Raw genomic sequence first — 25,632 nt, forward strand, 5'->3', positions numbered from 1 at the left:
TCCCGGCGGGGACCGCCCCATCGCTGTGGAGGTCAATGCGGGTCGTGGGGTGTCGCCCGGGGTTGGCATGATGGCTCGCCGTGACGACCATCGTGTTCCTGCATGCCCACCCGGACGACGAGGCGTCGCAGACCGCCGGTGCCATGGCGCGGGCCGTGGCCGAGGGCAACCGGGTGGTGACCGTCTTCGCGACGGGTGGCGAGCACGGTGAGCTGCCGGCCGCAGGCCTGCCCGACGGCGAGACCTTGGTCGACTGGCGGCGCCGCGAGGCTCAGGCCTCCGCAGACGCGCTCGGCGTGCAGCGGATCGCGTGGCTCGGCTACTCCGACTCCGGCATGACCGGCTGGGAGCAGAACACCGTGGACGGTGCGTTCCACGGCGCCGACGTCGACGAGGCAGCCCGCCGACTGGCGGACATCCTCGACGAGGAGGACGCCGACGTCCTGGTCGGCTACGACTCGCACGGCGGCTACGGCCACCCGGACCACGTCAAGGTGCACGCCGTCGTCCACCGGGCCGCCGAGCTGGCCGCCCGCCGGCCGCGCCTGCTCGAGTCGACGATGAACCGCGACGCCGTCCGCCGCGCCTACCAGGCCGCGGTCGCGGCAGGGCAGGCCAACGAGGCCTTCGACCCGGACCAGCCGATGGACGACGGAAACCCTTTGGGCACACCGGAGGCCGACATCACCTGGCAGGTCGACGTCAGTGGCTACATCGCCCAGCGCCGGGCGGCGCTGGAGGCGCACCGCAGCCAGGCGACCGACATCGAGGGCATGCTGGGCGTGCCCGAAGACGTGTTCGCGATGATGTTCGGCACCGAGCACTACATCGAGCCGGGTGCCACGAAGGGCATGCGCGTCGGCTGGCCCTTCGGTGACTGAGCCCGCCGCCGAACCCGCAGCCGAGTCCGTCGGTCCGGCCCCTGTCACTCCCGGCGCCCTGCTGCGCCGACCCCAGGTCGCCCGCCTGCTGTTCTCCGCGCTCGCCGGTCGCCTGCCCAACGGGATGGTGCCGCTCGCGCTGGTTCTCTTCGCCCGTGACAGCGGCGAGGGCTTCGGTCGCGCTGGCCTGCTCACCGCCGCATACTCGCTCGGCTGCTGCCTCGGCGGGCCGGCCCTGTCACGCGCGATGGACCTTCGGGGACAACGGGTTCCGCTCGTCGCGGGCGCGGTCGTCTCCTCGTTGGCGCTCGCCCTCCTGCCGTGGACGCCGACGGTGGCCGCCCTCCCCGTCGCCCTCGTCGCCGGGCTCGCCACCCCACCGCTCGAGCCGGCGCTGCGCACCCTGTGGCCGTCGGTGCTGCTGCCGCGCCAGGTGCCGGCCGCGTTCGCCCTCGACGCGGCGGCCCAGGAGCTGATCTTCGTCCTTGGCCCGCTCGTGGTCCTCGCCGCCCAGCTGACTGGCGCGGGTGGCGGGCTCGTCGCCGCTGCGGTCGTCGGCCTGGCTGGAGCGTGGTGGTTCACGACGTCCCGCGCATCGACCCAGTGGCGCCCGGCGGTGCACGACGACCGGCACTGGCTGGGGCCGTTGCGCTCGCGCCGTCTCGTCGTCCTCTACGCGTCGATCCTGTTGGTGGGCATCACGATCGGCGTCCCGGCAGTGGCGCTCGTCGCGTGGGCCGAGGCGAACGGCGGGCGTGGGCTCGCACCCTGGCTGGTCGCCGCCAACGCGTTCGGCGCCCTCATCGGCGGGGTCAGCTACAGCCCGCGCGCTCCCCACCGTGACCCGCGGCGTGACCTTCTGCTCGGGCTGGCCGTGCTGGTCGTGACGTATGCCGCGTTGTCGCTGACTCCGGCCAACGCGTGGCTCATGGGGGCGCTCACCATCGCCAGCGGTCTGGGGCTGCCGCCGGTGCTGACCTGCGTCTTCCAGCTGGTCGACCGCCTCGCCCCGCTTGGCACGACGTCGGAGGCGTTCGCGTGGCTGATCTCGGCGTTCCTCGTGGGGTCGTCGGTTGGCGCGGCCGTGGCGGGGTCGCTGTCCGATGCCGGGCACCTCGCCGCGACCTTCCTCGTCGCGGCGGCCGCCAGCGCGCTGGCGCTCGCGGTGGCAGCGGCCGTGGTCAGAGGTGTTTCAGGGCCTCGCGTCGACTGAGCCCACTCAGCCGGCCCTCGTGCTCGGCGACGAACGCGCGCACCCAGTCCGGGTCCGTGCGGGCGTACTGCCGCAGCGCCCACCCGATCGCCTTGCGCAGCCAGAAGCTGGTGTCGTCGAGGTTGGCCTCGATGGTCTCGCGCAGCAGGTCGGTGTCGGTGTTGGTCTTGAACGTGAGCTGGCTGATGACGGCGGTGCGGCGCAGCCACAGGTCGTCGTCGGCGGCCCAGGCACGGATGACCGGCTCAACGGTTTCATTGTGGGACAACAGGATCGGGCCCACCCGGTTGCTGGCGACCTCGTCCACGTGGTCCCACCAGGCGCCAGTCACCACGAGGTGCCGGTAGAGCGGGAGCAGCTCGGGGTCCTGCCACGAGCGGTAGGCGCGGTGCCCCGTGAGCGCCGTCGCGGCATACCTGTCCTCGCGGAAGGCGGCGCCGTCCCAGAGGTCACGCACCGCTTCCTCCCACTCCTCCCGGTCCTCGATGCGCAGCGCCGGGTCGGCGAGCACGGGCCGCAACAGTGCCTTGAGCTCGGGTGAGGTGATGCCGCGGTAGGGCATGGTCGACTTCATGTAGGCCTGCTGGGCCCCGGCGCGGTCGGGGTCGCCATGCTCGGCCAGGGTGGACCGGATGGTCGCCACGAGGGGGTGCGTCACAGAAGCCAGCATGGCCCACCCGTTACCGCCCCTTCACATGCAACACCCGCGCTGATCTCGCCGGTCCGCGCTGTCATGGCAGCGCAGGTGGTCGAGATCAGGCGCGGGTGTTGGTCCGGCCGATGCGACAGGTCAGTCGAGCGCGGGCTCGGGCGCGGGCTCGAGGGCCTCGCCCGGCTCGGCGGCGGGCGCACCATGCGCACCGGCCGGGTCGACCTGCGGGGTCTTGATGGTCCACGCGATGGCCACCATGACCACCGCCAGGACCGCACCGACCCCGAAGCCCCACTGGATGCCGTCGCTCAGCGCCGCAACCGGTGAGGCGCCCGATGCGGCCGAGCTGGCAGCCCGGCCGGCCATGACGCTGACGACGACCGCGGTGCCGGCGGCGGCTGCCACCTGCTGGAGCGAGCCGAGGATGGCCGAGCCGTGGGCGTAGAGGTGCGGCGGCAGCACCGACAGGCCGGAGGTGAACACGGGGGTGAACACCATGGCCAGCGACACCATCAGCACCACGTGGTCGGCGAGCACCAGCCACGGAGAGGTCTGCGGCGTCACCCGGGTGAGCAGGGCCAGGGTCGCGAGCATGACGACCGACCCGGGCACGACCAGCGTGCGCGCACCGACCTTGTCGTAGGCGTGGCCGACGACCGGCCCGAGCAGACCCATCGCGAGCCCACCCGGCATGAGCAGCAGCCCGGTCTGGAGCGTCGACAGCTCGAGCACGTCCTGCAGGTAGAGCGGCAGCAGGATCATCGCGCCCATCATCGCCATGAAGGCGGTGCACATGAGCGCCAGCGCGAGGGTGAACGAGCCGAACTTCAGCGTGCGCAGGTCGAGCAGCGGCGAACCGGTGCGCTGGAGCGACAGCTGCCGCAGCACGAACGCGGCCAGCGCCACGACACCGATCGCGGTGGTCACGGCCGGAGGGACGGTGTGGGTCGCCCGCGACCCCTCGCCGAGACCCGACAGGCCGTAGACGAGCGCGCCGAACCCGACGGCCGACAGCACCACGCTGGTGACGTCGATGCGGGTGGCGCTCGGCTCGCCGATGTCGACGAGCTCGCGCAGCCCGAGCACCGCGGTCACGCCGGCGATGGGCAGCACGACGGCGAAGATGAGCCGCCACGACCCGAGCTGGAGCAGCAGGCCGGAGACCGCCGGCCCGAGCGCGGGCGCCACGGACATGGCGAGCATGACGTTGCCCATGACCTTGCCGCGGTCCTGCGGGGCCACGATGGTCATGAGGGTGGTCATGAGCAGCGGCATCATCACGGCGGTGCCGCTGGCCTGGATGACGCGTGCGGCGAGCAGCACCGAGAAGGTCGGCGCGACGGTGGCGAGTGCGGTGCCGGCGAGGAAGAGCCCCATGGCGAGGGCGTAGGCGGTGCGGGTGCGCACCCGCTGGAGGAACCAGCCGGTCGCGGGGATGACCACGGCCATGGTCAGCATGAACGCGGTCGACAGCCACTGGGCGCTGGTCGCCGGGACGGCGAAGTCGCGCATGAGGCGGGGGATCGCGTTGACCATGATCGTCTCGTTGAGGATCACGACGAAGGTCGACAGCACGAGGATGCGCAGCACCAGCGTCGTGTTGAGGGCGGGGGCTGCTGGGGCGTCGGGCACGCGTGGGCTTTCGGTCAGGGATGGCATGGTGGTGGGTCCTTCGGGAGGTCGGCGGGTTCGAACGGTCAGACCGGTGTCGGTCTCGGAACTCATCGCTGCGACATGCCAGCGAGTCTGTCTACTCAGGCGACGAAACGGCAACCGAGTTTTCGACATGGCACCGGAAAGTCATTCCCGCGCGCGGGGTAGGTGGGCGGTGACGCCCACCAGGGCGACCCCGCGCCCGTCCTCCTCGTATGCCGTGGCCGCCAGCATCGGGGCCAGCTCACCGGTGATCGTGGCCGGCGTCGGTGCCGGACCGGGCAGGTCGAGCGGCCGGTGGACGAGCAGCTCGACCCCGTCGTCGTACCGCAGCACCAGGTCGACGCGGGTGGGGACGCGCGGGTCGTCGGCCAAGACGCCGCAGGCACGCTCGATGCAGTCGGCGAGTACCGCCTCGACCCGGCTGCGGGAGCGGCTGGGTGGGGAGATGGTGCGGGTGCGGTTGACCGACAGCCGGGGCTTGGGCAGCACGACGGTGCTGCTCTCGCGGCCGTGGGCGATGTCGTGCAGGAGCCGCCCCATGGTGCGGCCGAGGATGTCCTCGAGCCCCTCGCGCGACACCGACCGCACGGCGACGAGGTCGGCTAGCCCGGCCTCGCGCAGCCGTGCCTGGGTGCGTGGCCCGACACCCCAGATCTCCTCCAGCCGCAACGCATTCCGCACGCCGGGCTCGTCGGCGGGGGCGATGACGTGCAAACCGTCGGGCTTGGCACGGCGGCTGGCGAGCTTGGCCATCAGCTTGGTGCGTCCGACACCGACGCTGACCGGCAGCCCGACGTCGGTGCGGCAGCGGGCCCGCAGCCTGGCCGCGACGCCACCCGCCGTCGGCGCGTCACCGGCCACAGCCGACACGTCGAGGAACGCCTCTTCCATCGACCCCGGTTCGACCAGCGGCGTCAGCTCGCGGAACAACCCGAACAACGCCTCGCTCGCCTGCTCGTGCACGCCCTCGCGGAACCCGACCACGCGCACGTCGGGCCAGCGGGCGCGGACCCGGCCCAGCGGCATACCGGCGTGGATGCCGAGCGCGCGGGCGGGGTAGGACGCGCAGGCGACCACGGGGTCGCCCACGACGAACGGCGTGCCGCGCAGGCTCGGGTCGTCGCGTTCCTCGACGGAGGCGAAGAAGGCATCGGCGTCGGCGTGGAGCAGCACCCGTTCAGGCAACCAGCGACCACCGACAGGGGTCGGCCGGCGGACGTACGCTGGCAGGCATGTGCCGAAACATCCGCCAGCTCCACAACTTCGAGCCGCCCGCCACGACCGACGAGGTGCGGGCGGCCGCGCTGCAGTACGTGCGCAAGGTGAGCGGTTCGACCAAGCCGAGCCATGCCAACCAGGAGGCGTTCGACGAGGCGGTCGAGGCCGTCGCGCACGCCACGCAGCACCTGCTCGACCACCTCACCACGAGCGCCCCGCCCAAGGACCGCGAGGTCGAGGCCGCCAAGGCGCGCGCCCGCGCCCAGGCGAGGTATGCCGCGAGCTGACCTCGCGGCATACCTCACGGTCACGGCGTGGCCGGGTCGGCGCCCGAGGTCCTAGCTGGTGAGGTCGCGGTCCCAGTAACGCAGTGCTGCAACGGCTTTCACGAAGTCCTTGGCGGACTTGGCGGTGAGCTGCGGGCTCGCGGGGTCGCCCTCGACGGGGACGCCGGCCTCCTCGAAGAGGGGGAGCGCGTCGGCGCCGACACCGATGAACTTGTAGTGGTTGAACGCGTCATTGACGAAGTCCTTGGCCGCGGGGTCCTTGGCCAGCTCGACTGCACCGTCGGCCGACGGCACGACTGCGACCGCGTCGAAGAGCACCGAGGGGGCGCCCTTGAGCAGCTCGTCGGCGGGCAGCTTCTTGCCGTCGCTGAGGGTGACGCCGCCGACCTTGGGGGCGATGATCGTGACGGTCGCCTTGGCCGCCTCGAACGCCTTCTGGACGGCCTTGACCACTGCTGCGTCGGTGCCGTCGGTGACGAGCAGGCCCAGCCGGCGCCCCTCGAACGTGTCCGGGGGTGAGGCCAGCATGCTCAGGGCCGGCGACGGCGGCAGGTCGGTGCGCACCGGCACGAACGGCTTGCTCGCCGGGGGCAGCTCGAGCCCCAGTCCGTCGGCGACCTGGGTGGCGAGGTCCTCGTGCACGTTGCGCAGGTTGGCGACGACGTCTCGGCGGATGGTCGGGTCGACGCACTTGCTGAGCTCGAAGACGTAGGCGTCGACGATGTGCTCCTGCTCGACCGGCGTCTGGCTCTCCCAGAAGACCCGCGCCTGGCTGTAGTGGTCGGCGAACGACTCGGCCCGGATGCGCCGCTTCTCGCCCTGCACCTCCTGCGGGAAGGTGAGGAACGACGCGTCCTGGGCGCGCGGTCCGCGGTCGGCGCCGGTGTGGCCGTTGGGCTCGTAGTTGGTCGGGCCGGACGGGATGTCGGTCTGCATCTGGCCGTCGCGCTGGAAGTGGGCGACCGGGCAGCGGGGCGCGTTGACCGGCAGCTTGGTGAAGTTGGGCGTGCCGAGCCGCGACAGCTGGGTGTCGAGGTAGGAGAAGTTGCGGCCCTGCAGCAGCGGGTCGTTGGTGAAGTCGACACCGGGCACGACGTTGGCCGTGCAGAACGCGACCTGCTCGGTCTCGGCGAAGTCGTTGTCGACGACCCGGTCGAGGGTGAGGCGACCGACGACCTGCAGCGGCACGTCCTCCTCGGGGATGATCTTGGTCGGGTCGAGGATGTCGAACGGCAGCGCGTCAGCGGTCTTCTCGTCGATGAGCTGCACGGCGAGGTCCCACTGCGGCAGGTCGCCGGAGTTGATGGCGTTCCACAGGTCGCGGCGGTGGAAGTCGGGGTCGGCGCCGTTGATCTTGACGGCCTCGTTCCACACGACCGACTGCTTGCCGAGCAGCGGGCGCCAGTGGAACTTCACGAACGTCGACTCGCCCGCCTCGTTGACGAACCGGAACGTGTGCACCCCGAACCCGTCCATGAACCGGAACGAGCGCGGGATCGCCCGGTCGGACATCTGCCACAGCGTCATGTGGGTCGACTCGGGCATGTGGGCGACGAAGTCCCAGAAGTTGTCGTGGGCGCTCTGGGCCTGCGGGAAGGCGCGGTCCGGCTCCTCCTTCACGGCGTGCACGAGGTCGGGGAACTTGATGGCGTCCTGGATGAAGAAGACCGGGATGTTGTTGCCGACGATGTCCCAGTTGCCCTCCGCGGTGTAGAGCTTGACCGCGAAGCCGCGCACGTCGCGGGCCAGGTCGAAGCTGCCCTTGGACCCGGCCACGGTCGAGAACCGCACGAACGCCTCGGTCCGGCGACCCTTCGCGCCGAGGACGTGGGCGGCGGTGATGTCGGAGAGGTCCTTCGTGCACTCGAAGGTGCCGTGCGCGCCGTAGCCGCGGGCGTGGACGACGCGCTCGGGGATGCGCTCGTGGTCGAAGGCGAAGATCTTCTCGCGCATCGCGAAGTCCTCGAGCAGCGTCGGCCCGCGGTCGCCGGCGCGCAGGCTGTTCTCGTTGTCGGAGACGGGGATGCCCTGGGCGGTGGTCATTCGGTCGCCGTCCTGGACGCCCTGGTGCAGCTCGCCGCCGGCGCCGAGGGTGTCGGGGGTGCTCTGCGGCGGTGTGGCCGGCGGGGTGGCGGGCTCGATGGCGGGTGCGTTGGCGCTGGCCGCCGTGCTCGTGGCTGCCGTGGCGGTCGCCTTCTTCGCGGTGCTGGTCTTGGCGGCGGTCTTCTTCGTGGCTCGCTTGGCCGTGGGCATGGATGTCCTCCCGGTCGCGTTGTTCGTGGGACTTGCGCGGGTGCCATACCCACGCATCGGCGAGGTATGCCGCGTGGTCACCACGCGGCATACCTGCGTCTCCTCGTGGTCACCTCCCGGACATCTGGGGGTCGGGTGAAGACACGCCCGGAAGTTTCTGCGGTCCACACCCGGTGGAGGGCGTCGGTGCAGGTCAGCGCGGGTTTGGTGCAGGGATGGCCACGAAATCCACAGGGTTATCCCCGGACTGTGCACAAGGGGTTCGGGCGTTGCGCACAGGTTGTCCCCAGCTCGTCCACACCGTCGGTTTGAGGGGTGCCGGGGGCCAGTCCTAGCGTGGGCCGACCACGTGGGACGGGCCACGATCCGCCGGGGCGCCGGGGTTCGTCGCAGGCGTGTCGGTGGGGTGATGTTCACTGGGAACTACACGGATGCAGTTTGTGCGGATCGAGCAGGGAGTCAAGGGCCGGTGTCACTCGCGGAGCTGAGCACGAGCGCTTTCGGCTCGGCCGGTGACGGGCCTCCGGGTGACGAGCGGGTCCCGCCGCAGGACGTCCACGCGGAGCAGTCGGTCATCGGCGGCATGCTGCTGTCGAAGGATGCGATCGCCGACGTCGTCGAGGGGCTCAAGGGCGCCGACTTCTACCGGCCGGCGCACGAGCTGATCTACGACGCGATCCTCGACCTCTACTCCCGTGGCGAGCCGGCCGATGCGATCACGGTCGCCGACGAGCTCGCCAAGCGCGGTGACCTGCAGCGGGTCGGCGGTCAGGCCTACCTGCACCAGCTGATCCAGGCGGTGCCGACGGCGGCCAATGCCGGCTACTACGCCGAGATCGTGCGCGAGCGTGGGGTGCTGCGGCGGCTGGTCGAGGCGGGCACGCGGATCGTGCAGCTGGGCTACCAGCAGGGCAACGGCGACGTCGAGGACATCGTCAACGCCGCCCAGGCCGAGGTGTACGCCGTGGCCGACAAGCGCGGCGGCGAGGACTACGTCGTGCTCGGCGACGTGCTCGAGGAGACCCTCAACGAGATCGAGGTCGCGGCCGGGCGTGACCCGGGCGAGATGCTGGGCGTGCCCACCGGGTTCATCGAGCTCGACGAGCTCACCCACGGCCTGCACCCCGGCCAGATGATCGTCCTCGCCGCTCGTCCCGCCGTGGGCAAGGCGCTCGCGCTCGACACCCCGCTGCCGACGCCGACCGGGTGGACGACGATGGGCGAGGTGGCGGTCGGCGACCTGCTGCTGGACGCCTCCGGTCGGCCGACCATGGTCACGGCCGCGACGGCCGTGATGGAGGGGCGGCCGTGCTTCGAGGTCGAGTTCTCCGACGGCTCGGTGATCGTCGCCGACGCCGAGCACCAGTGGGCGGTCCTCGGAGGCGCGGTGGTCACGACCGCCGACCTGGTGGCGTCGGGGGAGCGGCCCAAGGTGGCGCACGACGACCGGTCGTTCCACGACATCCGGCCCGTCGCGTCGGTGCCGGTGCGGTGCGTGCAGGTCGACAACGACGAGCACCTCTACCTCGCCGGTGAGGGCCGCGTCCCCACACACAACTCGACCATGGGACTCGACATCGCGCGGGCGGCGGCGATCAAGCACAAGCAGGCGACCGCGATCTTCTCGCTCGAGATGAGCCGCTCCGAGATCACCATGCGCTGCCTGTCCGCCGAGGCACAGATCCAGCTCCAGGACCTGCGCAAGGGCACGATCGGCGACCAGGGCTGGCAGAAGCTTGCGCGCATCATGGGCCAGATCTCGGACTCGCCGCTGTTCATTGACGATTCGCCGAACATGTCGCTGATGGAGATCCGCGCCAAGTGCCGCCGACTCAAGCAGCAGCACAACCTCAAGCTCGTCGTCATCGACTACCTGCAGCTCATGTCCTCGGGCAAGAAGGTCGAGTCGCGCCAGCAGGAGGTGTCGGAGTTCTCGCGCGCGCTCAAGCTGCTCGCCAAGGAGCTCGAGGTGCCGGTCATCGCGATCAGCCAGCTCAACCGTGGCCCCGAGCAGCGCACCGATAAGCGCCCCCAGATGTCGGACCTTCGCGAGAGCGGGTCGATCGAACAAGATGCGGATATGGTCATCCTCCTTCACCGCGACAAGTCACCTGAGAGTGGTCGCGAAGGTGAGGCTGACGTGATCGTGGCCAAGCACCGTAACGGTCCGACCAAGGACCTGGTGCTCGCCTTCCAGGGCCACTACAGCCGGTTCGCCAACATGGCCCGCGACGGCTTCTGACGATCGTGGCGCGCGACAGTGATCGCGAACGCCGCGCACTCCTGACCCACCACCAATCTGAAGAGGTCCTCACTGAGGCCCGGCGAGTTCGGTGGGTCGTCGCGCCGATCGGTGATCATGGACTACATGGATGTCGTCGTGGATGTGCCGACCAACCTAGGCCTCAAGCCGCCTGTTGTCGGCAGCGTGCCGGGTGCAGACAAGGCCCCGGCGGCCCTTCGCGCCGTGGGTTTGCACGAGCATCTGCTCAGGACCGGATGGCGCGAGGGTGGGGCGGTCCTGGCAGGACGTTACGTCCCCGAGCATCAACCCGGCACCGTCCGCAATCAGGCAGCGATCATCGACCACGCAACCCGGCTCGCCGACCGACTGGGCCATGCGATGACCCAGGGTGACCGGCTACTCGTGCTGGGCGGAGACTGCTCGACGCTGCTGGGTGTCGCGCTCAATCTGCGGCGGCGGGGCCGCTACGGGCTAATCCACATCGATGGACACACCGACTTCCGCCACCCGGGCAACTCGACAAACGTTGCGAATCTCGCCGGCGAGGACCTGGCGGCCGCGTGCGGCCTGCACTATTCACAGATCAGCAACATCGACGGTCTGGCGCCCTACGTCGACCCGAGGGATGCCATTCACATCGGGTGCCGGCTCGACGACGGGCATCTCGACGAAAGCCGCAGCCGCCTTCGAGCGGTGGTGACGGCCAGCGAGTGGAATGACAGTCCCGACGCCCCGGCGCCGGCAGTGCAGGGCCTGACGACAGATGGCGACCTCGACGGCTACTGGGTGCACGTCGACGTCGATGTCATCGACCCCAGCTTCCTTCCCGCTGTCGACAGTCCCGACCCCGGCGGCGTAGCCCCTCAGGTGCTGAGTGCTCTGCTGCGCCAGCTGTGGCCCGGGGCCGCCGGAATGACGGTGGGGATCCTCGACCCGGACCTCGACCCCGACACTCGGTATGCGCAGCTCGTGACTCACATCGTCATCGAGGCTGTTGCCAGTTGAGGTTGCTCACATGCACCTGGGCAACGTCATGTGTGAACGCCGAAGCCCTGCGCGGTATCAGAGCCACCGCGGGGCCTACCAGCACGCAAGTCCGTTGTCGCCTTCCCAGCAGCGGGCGCGCCGGGGTCTCAGTGCGCGCCCCTGAATCGCCAAGGACCCAGTCATGGGTGCCCCCGTCGGGCGCGGTGTGCGAAGGCGTCAAGGGCATGGAGGACCTCGTTGGCCTGCCAAACCACGTTCCGCTTGCGGTCCTTGCCCTCCACGGTCCTTGGCTTGGACAGAACGCCAGCGTCGTGGAGCTGCCGCAGCGCGTTGTCTGCCGCTGGCTGTGAGATTCCCGTGTGTTTCTGGATCACGGACGAGGTGACGGATGGTTGCCGCAGTAGAAATGGCAGCACTCGCCAGACGACCGCGTCCCGGCGAGCCGTGACTGCGGCGCACCAGCCGTCGTACACGGCCCTGAGATCTGTGGCCAGCCGAGTGCCATTCTCGATGGCCGTGAACGAGGCGCGGCTGAACTCGGCAACGATCGGATTGGGGTTCCCATCCCGAAAGGCGGTCAGCGCCCGGAAGTACGAGTCAGTAGCGGCCAGGAGGCCGGCCGACACCGGCACAGTCGTCCGTGTCGTCGCACCGGCGCTCTTGAGCATGGCGTGTACCAGGGCGCGTCCGGTTCGGCCGTTGCCGTCATTGAACGGGTGAATCGTTTCGAACTGGGCGTGGGCGATGGCAATTTGGGGGAGTAGGGGCAGATCGGTGCGCTCCGTAAAGCGACACAGGTCATCAACCGCCGCTCGGACGCGGTCGTGATGTGGCGGGATGAAGGCTGCCTGGTGTGGTGAGTGGCTCGTACCGCCGATCCAGACCTGCTGATGACGGAACGACCCGGGGTCGGCGTGGTCCTGACCGCGCATGAGGGCCTCGTGGATGGCCAGGATGGTGTCCGGAGTGACGTCGTCAGCAAGTGCTAGGGCCCGGTTCATCGCGTCGACGTTGGCAGCGACCAGGCTGGCGTTGCTGCCGTGCTTGGCCAGGCCGATCTCGGCAAGCGAGAGAGCGCGCGCGCCGGTGGTGATGTGCTCGATCTGCGAGGAGGAAGCGGACTCGGTGCGAAGCAGCACCGAGCTGAGAGGGGCGAACTCTTCGGGGAACAGGCCAGCAAGTTCGGCATCGAACCTGGTGATGTGCGCCCGGGCGTCGTCGGCTTCGGCAGCGATGGCGGGATCGATGGCGATGGTGACAGCCTGGAGCTGAGCCGGCACCGCGGCACGGTAGCTCTTGCCAATGGTTGCTCGCTGGGTTCGGGAGAGCGCGACCGCCGTCCGGGATGATCGCCAGATGTGATCTTCCCAGCGGACAGCAAGGTCGGGGGTGGAGTCTGTCGCGCCCTGAGCCGCCATGGAAACCTCTTCCTCAGCGTCAATAGATAAGGATATGAGCATATCCTTATTTAGGTGCCAGGCGATCATAAGGATCAATGCGCCTGTCGACGTGCGCCTCATGGGAAGGGCACGCGCACGGGTGTCGCGATTGCCTCGAAGGGTGTCGTACGCGGCACTCGGCACCGCCTCGTGCGGTTCGTAGCGTCGATGACGCACGCCACCGGCATACGAGGAAAGGAAACCCGCCATGAGCAACGCGACCGACCTGCCAGCCCCGACCACTCCCTATCTCGAGCCCGAGGCCAGGAAGCTCGCCGAGGACACCGACCCGCACCCGCGCATCTACGAGCTGCCGCCGGAGGAAGGACGCAAGATCCTCAGCGACCTCCAGAGCGGTGAGGGCGTCGAGCGTCCCGAGGTCGACGAGGAGTGGGTCGACGTCGACGCGGGCGAGTGGGGCACCGTGCGCACCCGCATCATCAAGCCCAAGGGCGCGACCGGCCCGCTGCCGGTCGTCTTCTACATCCACGGCGCCGGCTGGGTCTTCGGCGACGACAAGACGCACGACCGCCTCTTCCGCGAGCTCACCGTCGGGGCCGACGCGGCCGGTGTCTTCCCGGTCTACGACTGGGCGCCGGAGAAGGGCTACCCCACCCAGGTCGAGCAGAACTACGCCGTCGGAAAGTGGTTGCAGGAGAACGGATCCCAGCACGGTCTCGACACCTCCCGCGTCGCCGTCGTCGGTGAGTCGGTCGGCGGGTGCATGTCCGCGGTGTTCGCGCAGATGAACAAGGACCGCGGCGGGCTCGAGCTCAAGGCGCAGGTCCTGCTCTACCCCGTGACCGGCCCCGACTTCGACACGCAGTCCTACCACCAGTTCGCCGAGCACTACTACCTCACCCGCGACGGCATGAAGTGGTTCTGGGACGCCTACACCACCGACGAGGCCAAGCGCGAGGAGAAGTACGCCTCACCGCTGCGCGCCACCCTCGACGACCTCAAGGGCCTGCCGCCGGCACTCGTCATCACCGCCGAGGCCGACGTCCTGCGCGACGGTGGCGAGCTCTACGCCAACAAGCTGCGCGAGGCCGGCGTCGAGGTCACCGGGGTCCGCATCAGCGGCACCGTCCACGACTTCATGCTCCTGGACAGCCTGCGCGACACCCCCGCCACCAACATCGCGCGCAAGCTCGCCGTCGACGCGCTGCACGACGCGCTCCACCCGCAGGGGTGAGTGACGCATCGCGGGTGAGCGGGCGGCATACCCACAATGAGGTATGTCGCCCGCTCACGTCGGCGCACCCGTCACCACCCAGCCCGAGGAGACCGCGATGAGCCCCACCGCGACCGGCCCCCACGTTGACGCGACCGGTGCGCGCGTCGTCGCGGAGATCGGCCTGCTCGAGTACGCCGACTGCCAGGTGTCAGCCATCCACGGGCTGCGCGACATCTTCCGCGTCGCCAGCGAGCACGCCGTCGAGGCGGGCGACCCGCCGAGTGTCATCCGGGTCAGCACGTGGAGCGTCACCGCGACCGACGACGGCCCCGTCATGGAGTGCACGTCCGACACCCACCCCGACCTCGAGCACCGGCTGAGCCACGTCATCATCCCGCCCAGCCTCGTCGTGCCCGAGCTCATGAAGTCGGTCGACGCCCTCACCGACTGGCTCGTCGGGCTGCGCGCGGACGGCACGACCCTGTGCGCCGTGTGTGCCGGCGTGTTCGTCCTCGCCGAGACCCACCTGCTCGACAGCCGTGACGCGACGACGCACTGGGCGTTCGCCGAGGAACTGGCTCGCCGTCATCCCCAGGTGCGGGTCGACGCGTCGCGCATGGTGATCGACGACCTCGACATCGTGACCGCCGCGGGCATCCTCGCCTGGGTCGACCTCGGCCTCACCCTCGTCGACCGCCTGCTCGGCCCGAGCGTCATGCTGCACACCGCACGCTTCGTCCTCGCCGATCCACCGCGGCGCCAGCAGTCGCTCTACCAGGAGTTCACGCCGCGGCTCCAGCACGGCGACGCCGACATCCGCGAGGTGCAGGCCCACCTGCACGCCAACCTGCACGAGCCGCTGTCCGTCGAGGACCTCTCGCGCCGTGCGGCGATGCACCCGCGCACCCTCCAGCGACGCTTCAAGCAGGCCACCGGCCTCACCGCGACCGAGTACGTGCAGACCGCACGCATCGCCAAGGCGCGCGAAACCCTTGAGCTGACAACGGATTCGGTCGCCGAGGTTGCGCGCAGTGTCGGCTACCTGGACGTGTCCAACTTCCGGCGGCTCTTCCAGCGCGCCACCGGAGTGACGCCGTCGGAGTACCGCAACCGCTTCAGCATCGCGTCACGCGTCACCGAACGGGAGTGATCGGCGGGCTCACACGGCCGGGACTCAGTCTGCCGGGGTTCACTCGGCGAGGATCTGCTCGATGCCCTTGCGGTAGGTCGTGACCGGGAAGTCGGGGAAGCGGGCCGCGAACTTCGAGCTGTCGAAGACGTTGTCCTGGCGGTATCGCGCGAGCAGCTCGAACATCTCGTCGAGGGTGGGGTTGAACCGCCGCCCGATCCGGAAGACGAACATCGGCAGCACCGTGTAGCCGATTCGGCGACCGGTGACCTCGCTCGCGATGCCGACGAGCTCGGCATACGTCTTGCGGTTCGGGTCGATCGGCAGGTGCCACGTCTGCCCGTAGGCGTCGGGGGTGTTGCCGAGTAGCGCCAGCGCGCGGCTGGCGTCCGGCGTCCAGATCAGCGACCGCTTCGCCGTGGCGCTGACCGGGACGAACGGCCGCTTGCCGGCCCTGATCCGGTCGAAGACCAGCGTGTTCGTGTAGCTCTTCGTCCCCTTGGGCCCGTAGAACTCCGGCGCGCGACCGATGAGCCCCTTGATGCGTCCGGCGTCCATGGCGTCGAGCATCATCGTGGCCAGCTGGCCGCGCACGCGCCCCTTCCGGCCGCCCGGTTGGTATGCCGTGTGCTCGGTCTGCGGGGCGGGCGTACCCGGGTACATGTAGGTGTTGTCGAAGAAGACGAGCTTGGTGCCGTGCTCGGCGCAGGCGTCGATGACGTTGCGCATGATGACCGGGAACTGCCGCTCCCACAGCTCTGAGTTGAGCGGCAGTCCCACTGTGAGATAAGCGATTTTGCTGCCCGCGACTGCCCGGCTGGTGGCCTCGGCATCGGTCAGGTCGGCGACCACGAGCTCGTCCGTGTCGTTGACCTTGACCGGCTTGCGGCTGACGAGACGAATCTCCTTGGTGTGGTTGCGGAACAGCTCGCGCGCGAGCTCGTCGGCGATCGGTCCGCCGGCCCCGAGGATGGTCTGCATGGTGTTCTTCTCCTGGTGGTTCGTGGTCACTTGATGCCGGGGACGTTCTTGATGGCCTTGAGGGCGAGGGTGGCGACGCGGGCATAGAGGGCGGGCTTGACCCCGTCGGGCGCACCCACGGGTATCCCGCGCTCGACCGCGATCGTCTGGGCCTCGGTGTACTTCAGGATGCCGTGCTCGCCGTGGCGGCGCCCCAGGCCCGACGCCTTCATCCCGCCCATGGGGGCGTCCATGGAACCCCAGGCCGCGGCATACGCGTCGTTGACGTTGACCGTGCCGGCCTCGAGCCGGGCGGCGACCGCTCGGCCGCGATCCTCGTCGGACGTCCAGACGCTGAAGTTCAGGCCGTACTCGCTGTCGTTGGCGCGAGAGATCGCCTCCTCGTCGTCGGCTACGCGGTAGACGCTGACGACGGGTCCGAACGTCTCGTGGTCGTAGACCTCCATCGTGTCGTCGACGTCGGTGAGGATCGTCGGCTCGTAGAAGAACGGGCCGAGGTCGGGACGCGCCCGTCCGCCGGCCAGGACGGTCGCACCCTTGGCGCGGGCGTCCTCGACGTGCCGCTCCACGGTCTCCAGCTGCTTGGCGGAGACGAGCGAGCCCATGTCGCCGGAGTAGTCGATGCCTGCCGACAGGGTCATCGCCCGCGCGGCGCTGGCGAACTTGGTGGTGAACTCCTCCCACAGGGCGCCCGGCACATAGATGCGCTCCATCGAGATGCACAGCTGTCCGGTGTTGGAGAAGCTGGCCCGGATCGCGCCGGAGACGGCCTTGTCGACGTCGGCGTCCTCGAGGACGAGGAGGGCGTTCTTGCCGCCGAGCTCCATCGAGCTCTCGATGAGGCGCTCGCCGGCCTGGGCGGCCACGGTGCGCCCGACGGCCGTCGAGCCGGTGAACATGAGGAAGTCCGAGCTGTCGATGATCGGCTTGCCCAGCTCGGCGCCGGAGCCGGTGACGACCTGCACCAAGCCTGGCTCCATGCCAGCCTCCTCGAGCAGGTCGACCGCCCACAGTGCCGTGTACGGGGTCTGGGCGTCGGGCTTGGTCAGCACCGCGTTGCCCGCGACGATCGCCGGCAGCGCGTCGCTGATCCCGAGGGTCAGCGGGTAGTTCCACGGCGAGATGACCCCGACGAGTCCCTTCGGGTGGTGCAGCTCCCACACGCGGGTCAGGCCCGGCTGGGCGCCCTGGCGCCGCTTGGGTCGCAGGTATGCCGGCGCGGTGTGGGCGTAGTAGCGGGCCGCCATAGCGGCGTCCATGATCTCCTCGAACGCGTGCCGGCGGGCCTTACCGTTCTCGAGCTGGATCAGGTCGAGCGCCTCGTCCTGACGCTGCAGCACGAGGTCGTGGAACCGCAACAGGACCTTGGCCCGCTGCCTGACGGGCCGCGCCGCCCAGGCCTTCTGAGCGGTCCGTGCCCGGGCGGCGGCCGCGACGACGTCCTCGCGTGTGCTGCGCGGGACGGTGCCGAGGACCTCGCCGGTCATGGCGTTCGTGACGTCCTGGGTCAGCGCCGAGTCGGCGACCACGACCCGGCTGCTCAGCCGGCGAAGCCGGTCGGTGTCGATCCGCGGGGTGAGGGCGCGGTTGGTGTTGGTGCTGATGTGGTCAGTGCTGTTGCGGTTCGTGGCGGTGCTGTGGGTGACGGTGGTCATCGTGGGTCTCCTGGTGGTTTCGCTCAGAGCGCCAGGACGCGCGGCATGTGCAGCGCGAGCTGGCCCGAGGTCATGACGTCGAACATGAGGGTGCGGATCGGAGCGAGCGATCGGACGTCGTCCGAGAGGCGGCCGGTGCCGAGCGTGAGCTCGATCCCGCGCGGCAGGAACTGGCTGCCGGAGGCGAGGGCGTTGGTCTGGTTGAAGGTGCCGTGCCAGCCGCCGTTGAACTGCGTGTACGAGGTCAGGGCGGACACGGCGGTGCCGCTGCGGTGGGTGTGCTGGGTCGGTGTCGGTGCGGTCAGCTCGAGGTCAAGCCCACCATTGTCGTTCGCCACGCGGCCGTAGGTGCGCGTCGGCGTGATCTCGACGTCGATGTCGGTGACCCACTTGGGGAAGCCGTAGCCGTCATGACCGCGGACCTGGGCGATGTCGGTCGTCACGGGGAGCGATAGCACGTAGGAGTCGAGGTGCTTGTTCTTCAGGGCGGCGAGCAGGTCCACGGTGCCGAGCCCGCCGTGGTGCGGCGGCCGGACCGCGATCCCCACGGCGACCTCGTTGTAGGCGTCGATGTCGGCGACGTCGTAGCGAAAGAGGATGACCGAGGCGAGGCCGAGCCCGGGTGCGATCTCGAGCGGGTCGAGCTCGTCGGGCAGGCGCCTGCGCAGCCGGTGGGTCGGTGCGACCATGACCAGCCGTGCCGTCGAGATCGCGTAGTAGAAGTTGGGCGTGAAGGTGGGTCCGATGTTGGACTGGACCTCGGTCTTGGGCTGGTCGCGGAACCAGTCGACCCCGGGCACGCGCGGATCGCGCGCCACCTCGTCCAGGTCGGTCTGCATCCGGTAGCGGTCGTAGAGGCCGCCCTTGGGCACCTGCACCGTCCGCGGCCCGAGGGGAACCTCGACCTGCTGCGTCTGCGTCGTCCTTGTCCCTGTCGTCTTTCCCGTGTTGCTCATGGCTCGCGTGCCTTCCTGTCTGGAGTAGCCGGCCCGCTGAGTTCCTCAGCGGCGATGTTGACACTGTCAACATAGACTCTCCCGCGACCATTCCCCCCGGAATGTGGCCCTGCTCTCAGGGTGCAGTGCGCATGGGTGCGGCTATGATGTGAACATCGCTCACTTCGATCGTTGAGGACACCCGGCATGACGGCCACGGCCACCCGCTCCACCTACCACCACGGCGACCTGCGCGCCGCCTTGGTCGCGGCGGCGAACGAGATGCTCGAGCAGGGTGAGCCGCTCTCGCTGCGCGCGCTCGCCCGACGCGCGGGGGTCTCACCGACCGCGCTCTACCGGCACTTCGCCGACAAGGAGGCGCTCGAGTCCGCGCTCGCCGTGCGGGGCCTGCGCGACCTGTTCACCGACCTCACGGCAGGCAAGGCGGCACCGTCGACGCCGAAGGACGTCACGGAGCTCGGTGTCCGCTACGTGCGGTTCGCACTGCGCCGCCCCGAGCTCTTCAAGCTGATGTTCGGCCGCGAGTGCGACGACCAGGACGACGAGCGCGTGCGCGCGGCGGCCGCCCTCCACGACTACCTCGCCGCCGTCATGGCCGACGTCTTCCCCGGGTCACCCGCCGACGACCTGGCCACCGCCGGCTGGGGGCTGGCGCACGGCCTGGCCTTCCTCCACCTCGACGGCAAGCTCCCCAAGGACAAGCCGCGCGCGGTCGACCGACGCGTGCGCGCGGCATACGCCGCCATCCTCCCGACCACGAACTGACCCAGCAGACAAGGAAGTCCCATGACCAAGCGCATCCTCCTCGTCGTCACGAACGTCGGCCACTACGAGATCGACCCCTCCCACCCGACCGGCCTCTGGCTCTCCGAGCTCACCCACGCGTGGGACATCTTCGAGGAGCACGGCTTCGAGCAGACGATCGTCAGCCCGGCCGGTGGCCGCTCCCCGCTCGAGCCGCGCTCGCTGAAGTTCCCGAACTACGACAAGTCCGCCAAGGCCTGGCACGACGACCCGGCGCGCATGGCCCTGCTCGAGACCACGAAGGCGCCGCACGAGGTCAACGCAGCCGACTACGACGCCATCTACTTCACCGGTGGCCACGCGGTGATGTTCGACTTCCCCGGCAGCGAGGGCCTGCAGCAGATCACCCGCGAGATCTTCGAGCGGGGCGGTGTCGTCGGGGCGGTCTGCCACGGCTACTGCGGCCTGCGCGACACCAAGCTCTCGAACGGCGACTACCTCGTGGCGGGCCGCAACCTCACCGGCTTCTCGTGGCGCGAGGAGGTGCTGGCCCGGGTGGACAAGCTGGTCCCCTACAACATCGAGGAGGAGATCCAGGAGCGCGGCGCCAACTACTCCAAGGCGCTGCTGCCCTTCGTGTCCAACGCCGTCGTCGACGGCACCCTGGTCACCGGCCAGAACCCCGGATCCGCCAAGGAGACCGCCACCAAGGTCGCCGCTCTCCTCTGATCACGCGTCCAGCTGGAGATGAGCTGGGTCTCAGACCTTGATGACCTGCAGCGCGCCGATCTCGGCGAGCGGGTCGAAGTCGCCGTCCTGGCTCACGACCGGCAGGTCGTTGCTGATGGCGATGGCGGCGATCCACAGGTCGTTGACATTGACCCGACGGTCGGCGTCGCGCAAGCGCACTCGCAGCTCTGCCCACACCTGCGCCGCCCGCACGTCGACCTGGAGCACCTCAGCATCGAGAGCAACGTGCAACGTGGCCAGCCTGCGGGAACGCGACACGCTGTCCGCGGCAGCGAGCACACCCGCCTGGAGCTCGGCGATCGTCACCACGCACACCGCCAACTCAGCTGGGATGCGGTCGCGGTCGATGGGCCGTCCGAGCTCGCCCGAGGTCAGGACACTCGTGTCGGCGAGCGCGCGCTGGGGCGTGGTCTCAGTCGAGGTCATCGAGATCGTCGGTGGTGCCCTCGGTGATCCAGGCGAGGTCCCGGACCAGCATGGGATCCGGCTGCTGTCGATCCAGCAGTGACACGATGTCTGCTTTAGGGATCGCGGGTCGGCGCCGGCTCTCGACCCGTCGGATCTCGGCCACGGGCCGGCCGTGGACGGTGACCGTGTAGGTCTCTCCGCGCGTCACCCCGTCGAGCACGGAGGCAGTGTGGTTCCGCAACTCTCGGGAGGCAATCGTGGGCATGTGCGCAAACGTAGCACATGGTGCTACAGGACTTCTCGGGATAGTGTCTCCCCGCCTCTTCCCCTCGGACGCAAGGACAAAGACAGATGTCGTATGCCGTGGACTTCACCGACGTCTCCACCGTCGGCCTCGAGTCGTCTCCCGTCGCGGACGCACTTGCGGGTCTGCGGGCCAACGAGGCGCGCTACTTCAAGAACAAGTACGACGTGACCTTCACGACGGAGCCGGCCGCCGTGGCGAAGGAGATCGTCGACTGGGTCGCCAAGGTCCTCAAGGAGGAGCGGGACATCGTCATCTCCTCGCCGGCGCTCGAGGCCACCGAGCTGCACGTCGAGGGCATCCGCTGGGCGCACGTGTTCTACGAGGGCGGGCTCGCGGTCAACGTCCTTTACACGCTCGACGACGGTGGCAAGCGCGCCGTCGGCTTCAAGCTGTCCGAGGGCATGGAGGTGCCGGAGGAGCTGAGCGGCTTCAAGTTCGCCCGGCAGAAGTCCAAGCTCGCCGGCACGATCCGCGGCTCCTACTTCGTCATCAAGGGAGAACACTGACCGAGCCATGACGCTTCGACGCCACCCGATCACCGTCCACACCAAGGAGCGGGGGCGGCTCCACGCTGACGATGTGGAGTACCGCTACCCGATCAATCCGCGGCCCCCCGACACCGGGCAGCCGCCGTGGCGGCCCTTTCCGCCACATGACCTCACCCTAGGTGACCCGGGCGCGACCGTCACACTAGCCCGGTCGGCCCGCTGGTGGCGGCTGGCGGGAGACGTGCTGTTCGTCGCGATGTTTCCGGTCCTGATCGTCGTGTGGCGCGCGGTCGCCGACTGGTCGGGTGCGCTCATGGTGACAGCACGAGCCGCAGTCATCGTGCTCGGCATCGTCGCGGTGATCGCGTGGCGCAAGGGCCGTGGCTCCGTGCGAGGGCGTCGACGCGCCGCAGCGACCTTGCGGCCCGAGGGGTTGACCCGTCCCGAACCGCTGCGTTCGGTTGCGTTGGACGACATGAAGCACATCAGGGTCCACTACGATGCGACGGCCAAGGGTGACCCGCCAAGCCCGAGCGAGACCGCGTGGGTGGGCGTCGATTCGCTGGATTACGGGCCGCGCCCCAAGTGGGTCCAAGACATTATGGACGCCTCGTCCCTGCCGGATGAGGGCGGCCCGTCGATGGCCACGGCCTCGATCGAGCTGAGGCGTGAGAACGACGCCTCCAAGGCTCGGGCCCTCGGCGTTATCCGGGGGTGGGCTCTCGCGCGACCCGAGCTCGTGACCGACAACTACACGGCGTGGCTCCTCGGGGTACCGAACACGGCGGAAAACATTGTGCCCATGAATTGGCGACCAGCGGGTGTCGGCTGGGCCGAGGTGGGCCGTCCCGACTTGGGCGGGGACTCGCCCGAAGCCGTCGAGCGGCGGGCCCAGCTCGCCGCCACGGTTGTCGCGGCGCTCGAGACCCTCGGCCGTGTCACGTGGTACCGCGAGGTCTACGGCCCGGAATACGACCACGAGGTCGGCAACCCCGACGGTTCGTACTCCCCGCCGTCGAACCCCTCGCGGGTGAGTGGGCCACCCAGAGAGCAGATCCGCCTCCACGCGACCAAGCCCAACGGTGAGTCGACGGACCTCGTGTCGGTGACCCTGCACCAGTACATGGCCGAGGGAACCTCGCAGCAGGTCTCGGATGCGGTGCTGGCCCAGCTGCGTGACGAGGCGTTGGATCGTATCTGCCCGATCCTGCGCTGGGACCGCGACAAGCTGGGGCGCGGTGGAGGATGGGTCAACCCCACCTGAGCACTTGCCGTGCTCGCAGCTACATTCGCCGAGAAGCGTGGCCCAGCGAAAAGCGGTGGTGCGGAAACGTCGAGCCGCTCCAGACTGTCGGGGTGCTCGCCGACATCTGGCCGATCTTCCGGCTGCGCATCGAGACTCCGCGGCTGGTGCTGCGACTCCCCGAGGAACCCGAACTCGTGGCCCTCGCCGACCTCGCGGCCGCCGGGGTCCACCGTCCGGACGAGCGGCCGTTCCTCACGCCGTGGGCCGAGGGCAGCCCCCAGGACCGCACCCGATCCGTCCTCCAGGGTCACTGGGGCCGCCTCGCCGACTGGGAGCCCGACAGCTGGAGCCTTGGCCTCGGCGCCTTCACCAAGGACGCCGGTGAGCCGCGTGGGCTGATCGGCTTGCGCGCCAACGACTTTCGCGTGGTGCGTGAGGTGAGCACCTGGTCGTGGATCGGCCTCGCCCACCAAGGACAAGGCCTCGGCACCGAGCTGCGCCACGGCATACTCACCCTTGCGTTCGACCACCTCGGGGCGCTCGACGCCACCACCGGCGTCTTTCAGGACAACCATGCGTCCCAAGGGGTTTCGCGCAAGCTGGGCTACGAGCACGACGGCATCACCCGTGACCGGCGCGGCGAGGAGTGGCTCGTCTCCGACCGGCTGCGCCTCACCAAGGACCGGTGGGACGCACGCGCCGAACTCCTCGACATCACCGTCACCGGCCTCGAGGAGGAGAGTCGCGCCCTCTTCGGATGAGGGGCCGGCTCACACCGGCGCGAGCGGAGTGGGTATGCCGTCCGGGAGGGTGACGGTGATCGGCTCGCCCGGCCGCACCTCACCACCGGTCTCGACCACGGCCATCACGCCGGCCTTGCGGATGTAGGGGATTCGCGCGATGTCGGGCGAGGCCGTCGAGGGCGCCGGTTCGTCGGTGGGGGTGCCGTCACCGCGGGACAGCACGACCTTGAGCAGGCCCGGCCGGAAGGCGTTGATCTGCACGCACGGGTTGCGCAGCCCGGTCAGTCGCACCACTGCCTCGTCACCCAGGCCGAGCAGCGTGCCCGTCGGCAGCGACAGCAGGTCGACACCTGTGGTCAGGACGTTCTCGCCGAGGTCGCCGGGTGCGAGCTCGTAGCCGAGCTTCCGGGCCTCGTCGAACAGCTCGGCGTGGATGAGGTGCACCTGGCGCAGGTTCGGCTGGTTGGGGTCGCGACGGACGCGGGACCGGTGCTGCACCAGCGTGCCAGCGTGCGCGTCACCCATGACGCCGAGCCCGGCCACGAGGGTGATCGACTCCACCGGGACCTTGGAGAACCGGTGGGTCTGGTCCCGGCTGACGGCGGCGACACGGGGGGTGGGCACACGGCATACTCCCACGGCCGCAACGGAACCCGACGAGATGGGGCGAGGTCAGACGAAGAGCATCCCGCCGTCGACGAGCACCGACTGGCCCGTCATGTAGTCCGAGTCCGGGCCGGCGAGGTAGGACACGAGGCCCGCGACGTCGGCGCCGGTGGACACCCGGCCGAGGGTGATGCCCGCGGCCATGGCCTGCATCGACTCGCCCTTGCCCACGTGGTTGATCGCGCCGAGGTCGCTGTCGATCTGCTCCCACATCGCGGTGTCGACGATGCCGGGGCAGTAGGCGTTGACGGTGATGCCGTGCTCGGCCCACTCCTGCGCGGCCGCCTGGGTCAGGGCGCGCACGGCGAACTTCGAGGAGCAGTAGACACCGAGCAGCGCGAACCCCTTGTGCGCGGCGATCGATGCGGCGCCGATGATCTTGCCGCCGCTGCCCTGCTCGATCATCTGCCGCGCCGCCTCGGTGTAGCAGAGGAAGACGCCGCGGCCGTTGACGGCGTGAACTTGGTCGTACTCCTTTGCCGAGACCTCGAGCAGCGGCTTGGTCTGGGCGATGCCGGCGTTGGCGACCATGACGTCGAGCGACCCGAGGTCGCGGGCGGTGTCGCGGACGAGCGCGGCGACGGAGTCCTGGTCGGACACGTCACCGGTGAGCGCGACGTGGTCACCGGCGTCGACCGCCGGCAACCCAGCACGAGTCGACTCGAGCTCGTCAGCCATGGACGGCAGGTCGGACACGGCGACGCGGTGCCCGTCGGCAGCCAGCCGATGCGCGATCGCCTTGCCGATGCCCCGGGCAGCCCCGGTCACGTGGACGTTGCTCATCCCTGCGCTCCTTCGTCGTTGCCGGTCCCGGCGGGACCTCACTGCGGAATGCACATGACGCTAGGTGGGCGCACGGGGCTGGCACAGGGTTGCACCGCGTTGCATCCGCGCCGGCAGGGCAGACTCAGGTCCGTGATCCTCCCCAAGGTCCGAGACCCTCGACTGGTCACCATCCGTCGCGGTGGCACCCTCACCGACGAGCACCACCGGATGCTCGCGCTGTGGGCTGCGGCATGCGCCGAGCACGTGCTGCCGCTCTTCGAGGAGGGCCGCCCGGGCGATGCGCGACCGCGTGCGGCCATCGAGCACGCGCGGGCGTGGACCCGTGGCGAGGTCCCCATGATGGTGTCGCGGGCGGCCGGGGGCCACGCCATGGGTGCCGCGCGATCCCTCACGGGTGCAAGCCGATTCGCCGCGTATGCCGCGGGGCAGGCCGGGTGCGTCCCGCACGTCGCGGAGCACGACCTGGGGGCGGCGGCCTACGCCATCAAGGCTGCTCGTGCGTCGGTCTCCGGTGACGACGCCTCCGAGGCGGGCCGCCGCGAACGCGACTGGCAGCGGGCCCAGCTGCCCGACGAGGTGCGAGAGCTCGTCCTGGCGGATCAGGTCCGGCGCAACGACATCTGCTGGAACGTGTTCGCTGACTGAGGTGGGCGAAGGCGCGTCTGGTGGGGCACCCGGGGCGCCACGCGGCATACCTCCGCGGGGTGGTGCCCGATGAGAAAGTGGCCGGCGAGGAGTCTGCTTTCCAGAACAACCACGTCACAC

At 69.7% G+C, this 25,632-nt stretch carries 25 protein-coding genes; 13 read left to right on the forward strand and 12 right to left on the reverse strand.

Going from position 1 to position 25,632, the window contains the following annotated elements; translation table 11 throughout:
• The first annotated feature begins 80 nt into the window (after positions 1 to 80).
• The gene (locus HJG52_RS19080) at positions 81 to 881 is read left to right on the forward strand and encodes a PIG-L family deacetylase (protein ID WP_171245224.1); all 801 of its coding nucleotides are present in this window, start codon (positions 81 to 83) and stop codon (positions 879 to 881) included.
• Entirely contained in the window at positions 874 to 2,094 is a 1,221-nt protein-coding gene (locus HJG52_RS19085; protein ID WP_171245225.1) for an MFS transporter, read from the forward strand. The genes HJG52_RS19080 and HJG52_RS19085 overlap by 8 nt, the downstream gene beginning before the upstream one ends.
• Here the strand turns inward: HJG52_RS19085 and HJG52_RS19090 are convergent.
• The 3 genes from HJG52_RS19090 to HJG52_RS19100 form a co-directional block, all read right to left on the reverse strand.
• Positions 2,063 to 2,752 (reverse strand): DNA alkylation repair protein, encoded by a 690-nt coding sequence (locus tag HJG52_RS19090; protein ID WP_346767854.1) that lies wholly within the window; start codon positions 2,750 to 2,752, stop codon positions 2,063 to 2,065. The genes HJG52_RS19085 and HJG52_RS19090 overlap by 32 nt on opposite strands.
• Before the next feature lie 132 nt (positions 2,753 to 2,884).
• Positions 2,885 to 4,405: a DHA2 family efflux MFS transporter permease subunit gene (locus HJG52_RS19095; protein WP_171245227.1), complete on the reverse strand. Its 1,521-nt coding sequence runs from the start codon at positions 4,403 to 4,405 to the stop codon at positions 2,885 to 2,887.
• Between the two features lie 141 nt (positions 4,406 to 4,546).
• Positions 4,547 to 5,575, reverse strand: a complete 1,029-nt coding sequence (locus HJG52_RS19100) for a Y-family DNA polymerase (protein ID WP_346767855.1) — start codon at positions 5,573 to 5,575, stop codon at positions 4,547 to 4,549.
• A gap of 59 nt (positions 5,576 to 5,634) precedes the next feature.
• Here HJG52_RS19100 and HJG52_RS19105 point away from each other — a divergent pair, with 59 nt between their 5' ends.
• Positions 5,635 to 5,907 carry a DUF2277 domain-containing protein gene (locus tag HJG52_RS19105; RefSeq protein ID WP_171245229.1) on the forward strand — a complete coding sequence of 91 codons (273 nt, stop codon included), beginning with the start codon at positions 5,635 to 5,637 and terminating at the stop codon, positions 5,905 to 5,907.
• A 51-nt stretch (positions 5,908 to 5,958) separates the two neighbouring features.
• On the opposite strand, the gene HJG52_RS19110 is transcribed toward HJG52_RS19105, so the two are convergent.
• On the reverse strand, positions 5,959 to 8,160 hold the full coding sequence (locus HJG52_RS19110; RefSeq protein WP_171245230.1) for a catalase: 2,202 nt from the start codon (positions 8,158 to 8,160) through the stop codon (positions 5,959 to 5,961).
• Between the two features lie 469 nt (positions 8,161 to 8,629).
• Between HJG52_RS19110 and dnaB the strand changes: the two genes are divergently transcribed.
• Together dnaB and HJG52_RS19120 are read left to right on the forward strand one after the other, a co-directional pair.
• Positions 8,630 to 10,402: a replicative DNA helicase gene (gene dnaB, locus HJG52_RS19115; RefSeq protein ID WP_346767856.1), complete on the forward strand. Its 1,773-nt coding sequence runs from the start codon at positions 8,630 to 8,632 to the stop codon at positions 10,400 to 10,402.
• A gap of 126 nt (positions 10,403 to 10,528) precedes the next feature.
• A complete protein-coding gene (locus tag HJG52_RS19120) occupies positions 10,529 to 11,410 on the forward strand; it encodes an arginase family protein (protein WP_171245232.1) in 882 nt (293 codons plus the stop codon).
• Between the two features lie 161 nt (positions 11,411 to 11,571).
• Here HJG52_RS19120 and HJG52_RS21445 read toward each other — a convergent pair whose 3' ends face one another.
• On the reverse strand, positions 11,572 to 12,810 hold the full coding sequence (locus HJG52_RS21445; protein ID WP_171245233.1) for a Fic family protein: 1,239 nt from the start codon (positions 12,808 to 12,810) through the stop codon (positions 11,572 to 11,574).
• A 229-nt stretch (positions 12,811 to 13,039) separates the two neighbouring features.
• On the opposite strand from HJG52_RS21445, the gene HJG52_RS19130 reads away from it, so the two are divergent.
• Entirely contained in the window at positions 13,040 to 14,026 is a 987-nt protein-coding gene (locus tag HJG52_RS19130; protein WP_171245234.1) for an alpha/beta hydrolase, read from the forward strand.
• 43 nt (positions 14,027 to 14,069) lie between these two features.
• Positions 14,070 to 15,158, forward strand: a complete 1,089-nt coding sequence (locus tag HJG52_RS19135) for a GlxA family transcriptional regulator (RefSeq protein WP_206071161.1) — start codon at positions 14,070 to 14,072, stop codon at positions 15,156 to 15,158.
• Between the two features lie 39 nt (positions 15,159 to 15,197).
• Here HJG52_RS19135 and HJG52_RS19140 read toward each other — a convergent pair whose 3' ends face one another.
• The 3 genes from HJG52_RS19140 to HJG52_RS19150 are packed head-to-tail and all read right to left on the reverse strand — an operon-like array spanning position 15,198 to position 18,729.
• Positions 15,198 to 16,148: an NAD-dependent epimerase/dehydratase family protein gene (locus HJG52_RS19140; RefSeq protein ID WP_346767857.1), complete on the reverse strand. Its 951-nt coding sequence runs from the start codon at positions 16,146 to 16,148 to the stop codon at positions 15,198 to 15,200.
• Positions 16,145 to 17,773 (reverse strand): succinic semialdehyde dehydrogenase, encoded by a 1,629-nt coding sequence (locus tag HJG52_RS19145; protein WP_171245235.1) that lies wholly within the window; start codon positions 17,771 to 17,773, stop codon positions 16,145 to 16,147. The genes HJG52_RS19140 and HJG52_RS19145 overlap by 4 nt, the downstream gene beginning before the upstream one ends.
• Positions 17,774 to 17,796: 23 nt before the next feature.
• The gene (locus HJG52_RS19150; protein WP_171245236.1) at positions 17,797 to 18,729 is read right to left on the reverse strand and encodes an acetoacetate decarboxylase family protein; all 933 of its coding nucleotides are present in this window, start codon (positions 18,727 to 18,729) and stop codon (positions 17,797 to 17,799) included.
• A 186-nt stretch (positions 18,730 to 18,915) separates the two neighbouring features.
• Between HJG52_RS19150 and HJG52_RS19155 the strand changes: the two genes are divergently transcribed.
• Both HJG52_RS19155 and HJG52_RS19160 read left to right on the forward strand, forming a co-directional pair.
• Positions 18,916 to 19,494, forward strand: coding sequence for a TetR/AcrR family transcriptional regulator (locus HJG52_RS19155; RefSeq protein ID WP_171245237.1), 579 nt, complete (start codon positions 18,916 to 18,918; stop codon positions 19,492 to 19,494).
• 21 nt (positions 19,495 to 19,515) lie between these two features.
• Positions 19,516 to 20,202 (forward strand): type 1 glutamine amidotransferase domain-containing protein, encoded by a 687-nt coding sequence (locus tag HJG52_RS19160; RefSeq protein WP_171245238.1) that lies wholly within the window; start codon positions 19,516 to 19,518, stop codon positions 20,200 to 20,202.
• A 30-nt stretch (positions 20,203 to 20,232) separates the two neighbouring features.
• Here the strand turns inward: HJG52_RS19160 and HJG52_RS19165 are convergent, their stop codons facing one another.
• Together HJG52_RS19165 and HJG52_RS19170 are read right to left on the reverse strand one after the other, a co-directional pair.
• Complete coding sequence (locus HJG52_RS19165) at positions 20,233 to 20,649, reverse strand: PIN domain-containing protein (RefSeq protein ID WP_171245239.1); 417 nt, start codon at positions 20,647 to 20,649, stop codon at positions 20,233 to 20,235.
• Positions 20,636 to 20,896: a type II toxin-antitoxin system Phd/YefM family antitoxin gene (locus tag HJG52_RS19170; protein WP_171245240.1), complete on the reverse strand. Its 261-nt coding sequence runs from the start codon at positions 20,894 to 20,896 to the stop codon at positions 20,636 to 20,638. The genes HJG52_RS19165 and HJG52_RS19170 overlap by 14 nt, the downstream gene beginning before the upstream one ends.
• 86 nt (positions 20,897 to 20,982) lie before the next feature.
• Here HJG52_RS19170 and HJG52_RS19175 point away from each other — a divergent pair, with 86 nt between their 5' ends.
• The 3 genes from HJG52_RS19175 to HJG52_RS19185 all read left to right on the forward strand — a co-directional run bounded on the left by HJG52_RS19175 (position 20,983) and on the right by HJG52_RS19185 (position 23,433).
• Positions 20,983 to 21,444, forward strand: coding sequence for a phage tail protein (locus HJG52_RS19175; protein WP_171245241.1), 462 nt, complete (start codon positions 20,983 to 20,985; stop codon positions 21,442 to 21,444).
• A 7-nt stretch (positions 21,445 to 21,451) separates the two neighbouring features.
• A complete protein-coding gene (locus tag HJG52_RS19180; protein ID WP_171245242.1) occupies positions 21,452 to 22,690 on the forward strand; it encodes a hypothetical protein in 1,239 nt (412 codons plus the stop codon).
• A 92-nt stretch (positions 22,691 to 22,782) separates the two neighbouring features.
• On the forward strand, positions 22,783 to 23,433 hold the full coding sequence (locus tag HJG52_RS19185; protein ID WP_206071162.1) for a GNAT family N-acetyltransferase: 651 nt from the start codon (positions 22,783 to 22,785) through the stop codon (positions 23,431 to 23,433).
• Positions 23,434 to 23,442: 9 nt separating this feature from the next.
• On the opposite strand, the gene HJG52_RS19190 is transcribed toward HJG52_RS19185, so the two are convergent.
• Together HJG52_RS19190 and HJG52_RS19195 are read right to left on the reverse strand one after the other, a co-directional pair.
• A complete protein-coding gene (locus HJG52_RS19190) occupies positions 23,443 to 24,039 on the reverse strand; it encodes an MOSC domain-containing protein (RefSeq protein WP_171245244.1) in 597 nt (198 codons plus the stop codon).
• Between the two features lie 48 nt (positions 24,040 to 24,087).
• Positions 24,088 to 24,864 carry an SDR family oxidoreductase gene (locus HJG52_RS19195; RefSeq protein ID WP_171245245.1) on the reverse strand — a complete coding sequence of 259 codons (777 nt, stop codon included), beginning with the start codon at positions 24,862 to 24,864 and terminating at the stop codon, positions 24,088 to 24,090.
• Between the two features lie 132 nt (positions 24,865 to 24,996).
• Here HJG52_RS19195 and HJG52_RS19200 point away from each other — a divergent pair, with 132 nt between their 5' ends.
• Positions 24,997 to 25,512: a putative immunity protein gene (locus HJG52_RS19200; RefSeq protein WP_171245246.1), complete on the forward strand. Its 516-nt coding sequence runs from the start codon at positions 24,997 to 24,999 to the stop codon at positions 25,510 to 25,512.
• Positions 25,513 to 25,632 lie beyond the last annotated feature (120 nt).

This window comes from Knoellia koreensis, assembly GCF_013041615.1.
Lineage (GTDB): Bacteria > Actinomycetota > Actinomycetes > Actinomycetales > Dermatophilaceae > Pedococcus > Pedococcus koreensis.